Annotated in this window: 11 protein-coding genes; 2 read left to right on the top strand and 9 right to left on the bottom strand. The window is 34.9% G+C overall.

Annotation, left to right across the window (positions count from 1 at the left end; translation table 11 throughout):
• The 8 genes from MV589_RS10785 to MV589_RS10750 all read right to left on the bottom strand — a co-directional run.
• A partial coding sequence (locus MV589_RS10785; protein WP_297434747.1) for a cbb3-type cytochrome c oxidase subunit I occupies positions 1–320 on the bottom strand: 320 nt, incomplete at its 3' end.
• Between the two features lie 235 nt (positions 321–555).
• Positions 556–1,695 (bottom strand): glutamine-hydrolyzing carbamoyl-phosphate synthase small subunit, encoded by a 1,140-nt coding sequence (gene carA, locus MV589_RS10780; protein ID WP_297434745.1) that lies wholly within the window; start codon positions 1,693–1,695, stop codon positions 556–558.
• 4 nt (positions 1,696–1,699) lie between these two features.
• Positions 1,700–2,251 carry a DUF507 family protein gene (locus MV589_RS10775; RefSeq protein WP_297434743.1) on the bottom strand — a complete coding sequence of 184 codons (552 nt, stop codon included), beginning with the start codon at positions 2,249–2,251 and terminating at the stop codon, positions 1,700–1,702.
• Between the two features lie 69 nt (positions 2,252–2,320).
• Positions 2,321–2,830 carry a MotE family protein gene (locus MV589_RS10770; RefSeq protein ID WP_297434741.1) on the bottom strand — a complete coding sequence of 170 codons (510 nt, stop codon included), beginning with the start codon at positions 2,828–2,830 and terminating at the stop codon, positions 2,321–2,323.
• A complete protein-coding gene (locus MV589_RS10765; protein ID WP_297434739.1) occupies positions 2,827–3,261 on the bottom strand; it encodes a flagellar export protein FliJ in 435 nt (144 codons plus the stop codon). Before MV589_RS10765 ends, MV589_RS10770 begins: the two co-directional genes overlap by 4 nt.
• Before the next feature lie 16 nt (positions 3,262–3,277).
• A complete protein-coding gene (locus MV589_RS10760; protein WP_297434737.1) occupies positions 3,278–4,537 on the bottom strand; it encodes an adenylosuccinate synthase in 1,260 nt (419 codons plus the stop codon).
• An 18-nt stretch (positions 4,538–4,555) separates the two neighbouring features.
• Positions 4,556–5,404: an ATP phosphoribosyltransferase regulatory subunit gene (locus MV589_RS10755; protein ID WP_297434735.1), complete on the bottom strand. Its 849-nt coding sequence runs from the start codon at positions 5,402–5,404 to the stop codon at positions 4,556–4,558.
• On the bottom strand, positions 5,405–6,532 hold the full coding sequence (locus MV589_RS10750) for a pyridoxal-phosphate-dependent aminotransferase family protein (RefSeq protein ID WP_297434733.1): 1,128 nt from the start codon (positions 6,530–6,532) through the stop codon (positions 5,405–5,407). It lies immediately after the preceding gene.
• A 105-nt stretch (positions 6,533–6,637) separates the two neighbouring features.
• Between MV589_RS10750 and MV589_RS10745 the strand changes: the two genes are divergently transcribed.
• Positions 6,638–7,408, top strand: a complete 771-nt coding sequence (locus MV589_RS10745; RefSeq protein WP_297434731.1) for an undecaprenyl-diphosphate phosphatase — start codon at positions 6,638–6,640, stop codon at positions 7,406–7,408.
• 139 nt (positions 7,409–7,547) lie between these two features.
• Here the strand turns inward: MV589_RS10745 and rdgB are convergent, their stop codons facing one another.
• Positions 7,548–8,138 (bottom strand): RdgB/HAM1 family non-canonical purine NTP pyrophosphatase, encoded by a 591-nt coding sequence (gene rdgB, locus MV589_RS10740; protein ID WP_297434729.1) that lies wholly within the window; start codon positions 8,136–8,138, stop codon positions 7,548–7,550.
• Positions 8,139–8,244: 106 nt separating this feature from the next.
• Here rdgB and MV589_RS10735 point away from each other — a divergent pair, with 106 nt between their 5' ends.
• Entirely contained in the window at positions 8,245–9,570 is a 1,326-nt protein-coding gene (locus MV589_RS10735; RefSeq protein ID WP_297434727.1) for an MFS transporter, read from the top strand.
• The last annotated feature ends 232 nt before the right edge of the window (positions 9,571–9,802 follow it).

The raw sequence follows: 9,802 nt of genomic DNA, 5'->3' as shown, positions 1-9,802 counted from the left end.
AATTGAAGTTTACCAATAAACATCAAAAATTTTGATTCTGCCATAGATACTTTTAGTACCCTTTGACCAACGTAAAACCAAGTAGCAAAAATACCACTTACTGTAAAACCAAATGCAACTGAGTCAGTATGCAATGGACGAAGACGACCGAAAGCTGTGTATTCTGCAATAGTCTTGCCAAAGATTGTGTTCAATCCTGGAAATGCAAGTTCAAATGCAATAAAAACACCGATACTCATGCCAACAATTCCTAAAACAATTGTTGTAAGCATAAACATCTTTGCAACCGTATAGTCGTACTCTAATGGACGATTCTCCATATATAGCCTCCTTAAGATTCAAAGCAATTAAGTCATATAAATATCTTTAAATACTTATATGACTAATCAACACTGCTATATTAGCAATAGAATTGTTTAAATTATCTTAATTTCAGTACAAATCAAGAAATATATTAGGTTTTTGTTTAGTTTTGTAATTTTATTTATAGTTAAGAAATAGGGAGTTTTTTCGTACAGAGAGGATTTCAGATAACAAGTAGTGTTATAACTACTTTTATCTTTTTAACAAGGAGAGAAATTCTGAAAAAATATAACGGCTCTCTTTTGGTCCAGGAGAAGCTTCTGGATGGTGTTGCACAGAAAAAATAGGCTCATTTTTATATGATAAACCTTCAATAGTGTTATCAAAAAGATTTTTATGTGTCACTTCTGCAATTTCAATAATATTGTCAGGAACATTATAGTTATGATTTTGTGCCGTAATCTCCACAAGCCCACTCTTTTCATTTTTAACAGGATGATTACCACCGTGATGTCCAAACTTTAGTTTAAATGTATCATATCCGTGAGAGATGGAGAGCAACTGATGTCCCAAACAGATACCAAACATAGGTACTTTTGCAGCTATTAGTTTTTTAATCTCTTCTTGCTCACGCTTAAGTACAAGGGGGTCGCCTGGTCCATTTGATAAAAAGACTCCGTCAATATCTTTTGTATTATATTGCTCAATCAAATCATCTGCGTTAAATGTGTTTGGTATAACTTCCACTTCAACACCAGCACTTACGAGTTCATTTAAAATATTTCTCTTGACACCAAAATCAATTGCAACTATTTTAGCCTCTGCTTTTGGAGGGATAGCATACTTAAAATCTACATTTGAATATGTACTTGAAGTATGTTTATACGCCTCTTTTGTACTCACTTGCTCAATATAATTTATAGCTTCAATTCGAGGAGAATTTTCAAGTATTTTTTTAAGTTCTTCTCTGTCACTTACTTCAGTAGAAGCAATCATCATCATAGAACCCTCACTACGGAGCATTTTTGTAAGGTATCTTGTATCAATGTCACAAATTCCCATAACATCATTTTCTGCTAAAAATTCATGCAAAGATTTTTCTGCTCTAAAGTTGGAGTAACGCGCTTGATATTTTCTTACTATCATCCCTTTTGCATGCGCTTTAAGGCTCTCCATATCTTGCTCATTTACGCCTACATTTCCAATCTCCGGTGCAGTAAATGTTACAAATTGTCCAGCATAAGATGGATCACTCATTATCTCTTGATAGCCCGTCATAGAAGTATTAAAAACAATTTCGCCCACTTCTGTTTTAGATGCACCAAAACTATTTGCTTCAAGATATGTGCCATTTTCTAAATATATCCAAACTTTTTTCAATGTATTGCTCATAGTTTTACTCCATTCCTCTTTTTGTTAACTCTTCACGGTAAAGTTTTTCATGTAAAATCTCAAACTCATCAGTTCCAGGAATAAATCTACGTTTATATGAACGGATTTTATCCATTACCGCATCTTCAATTTCTGAACTATCTGCCATAAATGAAGTAATAGCACTATAAATAATATTTTTAATACGATTTTCTGTTACATCAAAATGTATTAAATCTTCTTCATACAATTCATCAAGTATCTTATGTGCTATGTCTGAAAATCGCTCTTCATAATTTAAGATAACGCCAAATTCAGGTGCCAATTTCTTTTTAATCATATAAAAGAGCTGTCTTTCATCTGCCATCATATATTCTATTTCATCTTCATTTGCATCACAGATTTCATTGACTTTTTCTTCTAAAGCCATCTCCTGTTTTACGCTCTCATGCAAAACTTTTTCTGCCTCAGCTGCTACTGGTTCTAGACCTTTTGTCATTACGACAACACCGCTTTTGTTTAAATCAATTGCAATTTTATTTGCGATATGAGGGATAGTTTTAAGAGTCATTTTCATAATTAATGCCTAGAGTAAATTTATTACGCTATTCTACTGTATTAAATGTAAAAATTTGATTATAGATTTTTATTTTGCTAAAAGTTCTGTAAGTTTTGCTGCTTTTGTTGGATCCATTTTCGTAAAAATCTTTCCTACAACCTTAGGTTTTAAAGATTGTAAAATTGCAACTGCATCATCTGTTGGCATATCAGACAAAACACCCGCAGCCGCTCCAGCTTTCATCTTTGAAAATGTTTGAGAGATTTTAGACATTTTTGTACTTTTAAGTCTTTCTAAAAGCTTTTTATTTTCATCGCGCATAGCTTTTATAGCATTCTCTTTTTTTGTTAGCTCAGCCAATTTTGTATTAAGTGCCTCTTCTTGCTGATCAAGCTTAGCTTTCTTTTTTTTCAGTAAATTTTCTGTAGCAATTTTAAGAGAATTAAGTGCCTGTTTTTGTTCATCTATACGCTCTAGTTCCACTAAAAGCTCCCCTTTTCTCTGCTCAAAAATCTTAGTACACTCAAATATTTTATCACTTGTCTGCAGTGCAAAAAGTGATGAATAGAGAAAAAATAGTATGAAAATATATCTCACAAGGCTGCCTTTTTATAGTTTTTATTTGCATAAGTCATGAGAGCTATCTCATCTAAATCTTTTGCTTCTTTTATTTTTGCTTCTTTAATTAGTTTTTTTTGTTCTTCAAACTCAAGATACTTAAATTTTTCATACTCTATAGTGTCAAATTTAAGTTGCTCTTTTGCCTTTTGCATCTCAGTTTGGCTAAACGCAACCCACTCTTGATTGTGTGTTATAAGTACTCTTTGTACATCAAGAAGTGTTCTATGTGCTAAAAAATTGGAAATCTGACCATCTGTAGGGGATGCTAGTTCTTGAAGTTGTTCGGTAGAAGTTTTTAAGGCATCTTCTGCATTTAAAAAAGCTGCATTTGCCTTTTGAAAGGCACTCTCACTCTGCTGCATTGTGTTTTTTTTCACATTTACTAAAGAGCTAAAGCGCGTTTTCATAACAGAAGGAATTCCTTTAAAGTATTATGGTGTCTTCTCTTTCAGGAGATGTAGAGATTATACCAACTTTTGTTTTACTAATCTCTTCAATAAGTTTTACATACTCTTGAGCAGTTTGAGGAAGCTCTTCAAATGTACGAGCACCTACAGACTTATCCCAACCCTTAAAAGTTTTATATATTGGTGTTACATTTTCCAAATCAGCTGGTAAATAATCTATTATTTCACCATTATACTCATAAGCAACACAAACTTTAACTGCATCAAAACCATCAAGTACATCAAGTTTCATAAGTGCTAGTTCATCACAACCATTAAGGCGTGAAGCATAACGAGTTGCTACTGCATCAAACCAACCACAACGACGCGCACGTCCTGTTGTTGTTCCAAACTCATGCCCTTGTTCGCCAAGTCTTTTACCATCTTCACCTAAATCTTCACTAGGAAAAGGTCCATTTCCAACACGAGTACAGTAAGCTTTTACAATTCCTGTCACTTTACCTATGTCTTTAGGGTTGAGCCCAAGCCCGGTACAAGCACCGGCACTTACAGTTGAGCTTGAAGTTACATAGGGGTATGTTCCATGATCGATGTCAAGCATAGTCCCCTGTGCGCCCTCTAAAAGTACGCGTTTATTTTCACTATCAAGTGCACGCCATACCATTTGTGTTGTATCTGTAATAAAAGGAGCAAGCTTTTCACTGTATGCAGTAAGTTCTGCAAGGAGTTCCTCTTTTTTTGGAGCATGTAAGTCCATAACATCAAAAATAGGCTTATTCAGTGCAAAATAATCTAAAATAGTTTGACATAGTTTTTCAGGGTTTAAAAGCTCTCCGGCACGGTGACCAATACGATTAATTTTATCAGAATAGGCAGGTCCTATTCCTTTTCCTGTTGTACCTATGGCTTTATCACCTTTGAGTTTCTCTTTTGCCTGATCAATCTCTGCATGGTATGAGAGATTAAGATGTGCTTTATCTGAAATAAAAAGACGACCCTCTAAGCCCTCAAACTGCTCCATCTCTTTTATGATAGAACTAGGAGAAAGTACAACACCATTTCCAACAACATTCACTGCGTTTGGATTAAGCACACCTGATGGAATAAGGTGTAATGCATATTTAACACCATCAACCCAAATAGTGTGACCAGCATTATGTCCACCTTGAGAGCGACACACTAAGTCATATTCAAGAGCAAGTTTATCAACTATTTTCCCTTTACCTTCATCACCCCACTGGATTCCAACAATTACATCCGCTTTATTTTCATACATATTTATTTCCCTCTTTTTCTATTGCTCTATGGCTTCACACAATACATCTGTATATATTGCAAAACCTACTGAAGTGAGCGCTTCATTTTTATATCTTCCACCACGTGCATATACTTCATTTCCAACAATACAGCGGAAGAAAAGTTCATCATAGTAGAGCATTTTTGCGTAGTACATTGGTGCAAGCACAGCGTTTTCACACTGTATCTCCAAACACAACTCTTTCATCTTCAAAAGTTCCGCTTTTATAGACTCAGGCACAATTTCTAAAAGTTCATCAAGCTGCTCTACATACTGCAGATAAACAAGTTTACTTAACCACTCTTCACCTATACTGATAAATTTATCAATATTTATATGTCTAAAGTCATCAATGCTTAATGTATCAAACATTTCAACAAGGAGTTCAGGAATCTTGATATTTGAAATTTGCATCAAAGGTTGTACCTCTAATTTTTCAAAAATATCTATTGCCAAAGAGGCAACACTTGAGAGTTTCTTCTCACCCATAAACTCAACACCCACCTGATACTGCTCAGTAGTAGGATATGTAAAAACAGGTTGAATGTAAAACCACTTTTTTTGTGTTGTATTCTTACCAAGTCGTTTTTCTATAATACGTACAACATCAATAGTAGAGTCAGCACGCAAAGAGAGTGAGTTGTTCTTTTCATCATTAATACGAATAAGCTCTCTCTCATCAGCAATACTCTTATGTTGATGATATGAAAAAATAGGCGTTACTATCTCCTCAAAACCATTTGCATCTAAAATATCACTTGCAACTCTCTCTATCGCTCTTTTTACTTTGGCACTTTTACCAAAGTAGAGCTTGCTCCCGTGTGGAATTTCATGCTCAAGTATCATTTATATCTCTTTCTTTTCTAGGGCAGATTTAAAGTAAGTTTCATTAAAAACTTTTGAAGCAATACCAGTGTACTGCAAGCGCCCTATACGATGTAAAATTAATTCTATTGCATTTACTACCCAAGCAGACTCATATACAGGGATAATTCCCATTTGATTTATACGAAAAATCTTGCCTTTAAGATGGTCTTGACCACCTGCTACATTCACACCGTATTCTTCTTTTAGAGCAGAACGGATTTTTGAAGCATCCACGTCATCAATAGTTGTCATACTTCTTGCAGGAACTTTAGGATAGCTATGTAGTCCTATAGCTTCTAGGGCTGCTTTTGTCGCTTTTGCACGTCTTGCAGTATTACAATAAAGCAGACCCGCACCACCCTCTCGATCTATCATCTCGAAAACTTCCAAAAGTCCTATAATAAGCGTTGTAGCCGCTGTATATGCGGTAGTGTTTTGACGCTGTTTTTTAATCTCAGAAGCGAGATTAAAGTAGTAGCCTACACCTGTACCAATTTTTTCTATAGCTGCGTTTGAGAGACCTAAAATTGCAAGCCCTGGTGGTAACATAAGTGCTTTTTGACTCCCTGCAATCAAACAGTCGATATTTGTAACATCAATACGCTCAACACCTACAGCAGTAATACCATCGGCAATAATCATTATCTCAGGATTTATCTCTTTTACAGCCTTTGCAAGCTCTTCGACAGGATGACGAAGACCACCTGCTGATTCGCTAATTTGTACGGCTATCGCATCAATATCTGCGTTTGCTTTTACTGCGTTTACAACATCTTCTACACTTACAGGTGTATCCCACTCGTTTTTAATCTCTACATTTTTAAGCCCGTGTGCTGTTGCAATTTTGCCAAAACGCTCACCAAACTTTCCAGAGTTTACACTTAAAAGTGTGTTTTTACAGAGATTAATAACAGCTGCTTCCATAGCTCCTGTTCCGCTTGATGCTATCATCACCACTTCATCAGTAGCAAAAAGATCAAAAAGGTGCTTACGCGTCTTCTCAAAAATAGCTTCAAATTCCGGTGTACGATGGTGCATCGTCTCATCGCTCATTGCATTACGAACATTTTGTGGAACTGGAGTTGGACCAGGAGTAAAAAGTAACATATTGTATTTCCTAATGGGTTTAGTGTTTAAAATAAAACCTCGTATTATAGCGAAATAAGTTTAAAGTTAAAAATATGTTAGAATACTACTTTCAAAAGGACAAATATGACAATTTATGATTCTATAATTTTAGGCGTTATTGAAGGTTTCACAGAGTTTCTCCCTATCTCCTCTACAGGACATATGATAGTAGCTAGTAAGTTTATGGGCATCGACCAGACAAGTGTAACAAAAGCATACGAGGTTATCATTCAATTTGCTGCTATATTGGCGGTCATTTTCAACTACAAAGAGAAATTTACACTTGAAAAAATTGAACTTTGGAAAAGAGTATTTTTAGCATTTTTACCTATTGGATTTGTTGGATTTATCTTCTCTCACCAAATCAAAGAGCTCTTTAGCATCAATATTGTTGCAATTATGTTCATTGTTGGTGGTATTATCTTTTTGATTGTAGAAAAATTCTACATTCCAAATGAGGAGCATCTTACTGACGATGTAGAAGCCGTTACATATAAGCAATCTATGTGGATAGGAATTGCACAGGTTTTTGCCCTTATTCCAGGTACTTCACGAGCTGGCTCAACTATCATCGGCGCACTCCTTGTTGGTATGAGTCGTAAAGCGAGTGCGGAGTTTAGTTTCTTGCTTGCTTTTCCTGTTATGAGTGCCGTCACTGCTCACGACATTGTTAAATACTACCATGATTTTTCAGGAGCTAACTTAGAGGTACTTATAGTAGGATTTGTCGTTGCCTTTATAGTTGCATACCTCACTATCAAACTCTTTTTAGCATTCTTAGAAAAGTTCACTTTCGTTGCGTTTGGAGTCTATAGAATTATCTTTGGTACTTTTTTATTAATCATGTTTAATTGATGGAATAACAATTGCTCTTCTCAAATACATTTTAAATGTTAAAGGAGATATTATGCAGTATTTTAGCAAATATAACGCCCACTTACATTTAGTTTTAGAAAAATTTGAGGACTCTTTTTATAAATTAAGTCGTAAAATTTTATAAAACTCTGAATATATGTGAAGCTAAAGAGAGTGCTTGTGAACGGTGAGAGAGTTTTTTCTTTATCTCATTATCAAGCTCTCCAAGCGTTTTATCATGCCCTAATGGTATAAACATCGGATCATATCCAAAACCACCTTCACCGCGTGCTTGAGTAATTGCAGTACCATACATCCAACCATGCACCGTCTTCTCTATTCCTTTTGTCACTATTGCAATAGCTGCCGTATAAAAAGCTGGAGAACTATCTACCCCTTTTGCTTTTATATCTTCCATCAATTTATACAAATTATCTTTGTCACTCGCATTTTCACCTGCGTATCTCGCACTATAAATTCCCGGCGCACCATCAAGTACCTCTACACTTATACCGCTATCATCCGCCATCACTATGACATCTTCATCTCCGAGTGCTTCATAAACTGCTCTTGCTTTTATAAGTGCATTCTCTTTAAAAGTATCTGCATCTTCAACTATTTCAAACGCAGGGATCAGCTCTGTGTATGGAACAACTTCATACTCTGTGCATAGCTCTTTTATCTCTCTTACTTTTCCCTTGTTTGAAGTCGCTAGTACTAATTTTTTCAACTTTTTTCCTTAAATTATCTTTTAAATTATATCTCTTATCTTTTGCAAATCAATTATAAATAATAGTTGCTCTATAATTTTAAAATTATACTATAAAAGGCTTTCTATGTTTAAAAAAGTTTTACCTCTCTCAAGTATTTTGTTCCTTAGATTTTTAGGACTCTTTCTTGTTTTACCAGTTCTTTCGGTTTATGCCCTCTCTCTTAAGGGTGCGACACCTCTTTTAGTTGGTGTTATTGTTGGTGGATATGCGCTTACACAAGCTGCATTTCAAATCCCATTTGGGTCTATGAGTGACAGGATAGGAAGAAAACCTACCCTTTTTATTGGTCTTGTTATTTTTATGATTGGTTCTTTTATAGCAGGCTATGCTGACAATATCTACACACTTATGCTAGGACGTTTTTTACAAGGTGCCGGTGCTATTGGTTCTGTTGTTGTGGCTATGATTTCTGATTTAGTTGAAGAAAAAACTCGTGGTCATGCTATGGCTATCATGGGTGGATTTATCGCTATGAGTTTTGCAGTTGCTATGATTGCAGGACCTGTTCTTGGTGGTATGTATGGTGTAGGTAATCTCTTCTACATTACAGCTGGACTCTCTTTACTAGCTATGATTTTACTATTTACAAAAGTTCCTACTCCTCCAAAAATTGTACATATTTATAATAAAAAGGCTAAAATCTCAGAAATTTTAAAAGATAAAAATCTTTTTAATATGGTAATTGTAGATTCAATGCAAAAAGGTCTTATGACTATGGCATTTGTTTTAATTCCTGTATTTTTAACACATGCCAACTACCATTTTGACTGGGCGAAAACTGAGCTTTGGAAAGTGTATGTTCCAGCTATGGTGCTTGGTATCGCAGCGATGGGACCTGCCGCTATTTTTGGTGAGAAATACAACAAGCCAAAAACAATATTTTTAATAGCTATCGTACTTTTTATACTCTCATTTACTATTATGGGACTTACAAATTCAAGTCTTGTATTTGTAGTCGGTGTTATCTTTTTCTTTATTGCATTTAATATGATGGAACCGCTGGTACAATCAATGATAAGTAAATTTGCTAAGGTACACCAAAAAGGTACCGCGTTAGGAATTGCTAATACATCAGCATATCTTTCAACATTTGTTGGTGCTATGGTTGCTGGTATTATGATGGGTATGGCAGATAGAAGCACCATTGGAATTAGCGTCGCTGTTGTTGCGTTTATATGGCTATTATGGATGCTTTTTAGATTTGAAAATCCAACAAAACACGAATTTTTATTTATACCTCTTAGCGAAGTAGATATGGATAAACTTAAAAATTTAGAACATGAGCATATTGCAGAGTGGTATATTAATGATACAGAAAAATTAGCTGTAATTAAATATGTGAGTGAAAAACTTACAGAAGATGAGATAAAAGCAAAAATAGTTAAGTAATTATTGATATATATCATAGTACCTTCAAATACAATCAGTTAGAATTGTATAAAAAAAGGTCAACTTATGAAATATTTCTTTTTACTATTTACTCTTGCGTTTAGTCTGCTCTATTTTACGGGATGTGATAAAAAAGAAGTAAGTACACAGCCATCAGAGGTGCACTGGGATAGGGATATGTGTGCACGCTGTGTTATGGTTGTTAGTGACAGAAAAAACACTACACAAGTCA

Origin of the sequence: Sulfurimonas sp. (assembly GCF_026991475.1) — a bacterium.
Taxonomy (GTDB): domain Bacteria; phylum Campylobacterota; class Campylobacteria; order Campylobacterales; family Sulfurimonadaceae; genus Sulfurimonas.
The sequence above is the reverse complement of the archived record's forward strand: the minus strand, read 5'-3'. Positions and strand labels throughout refer to the sequence as shown.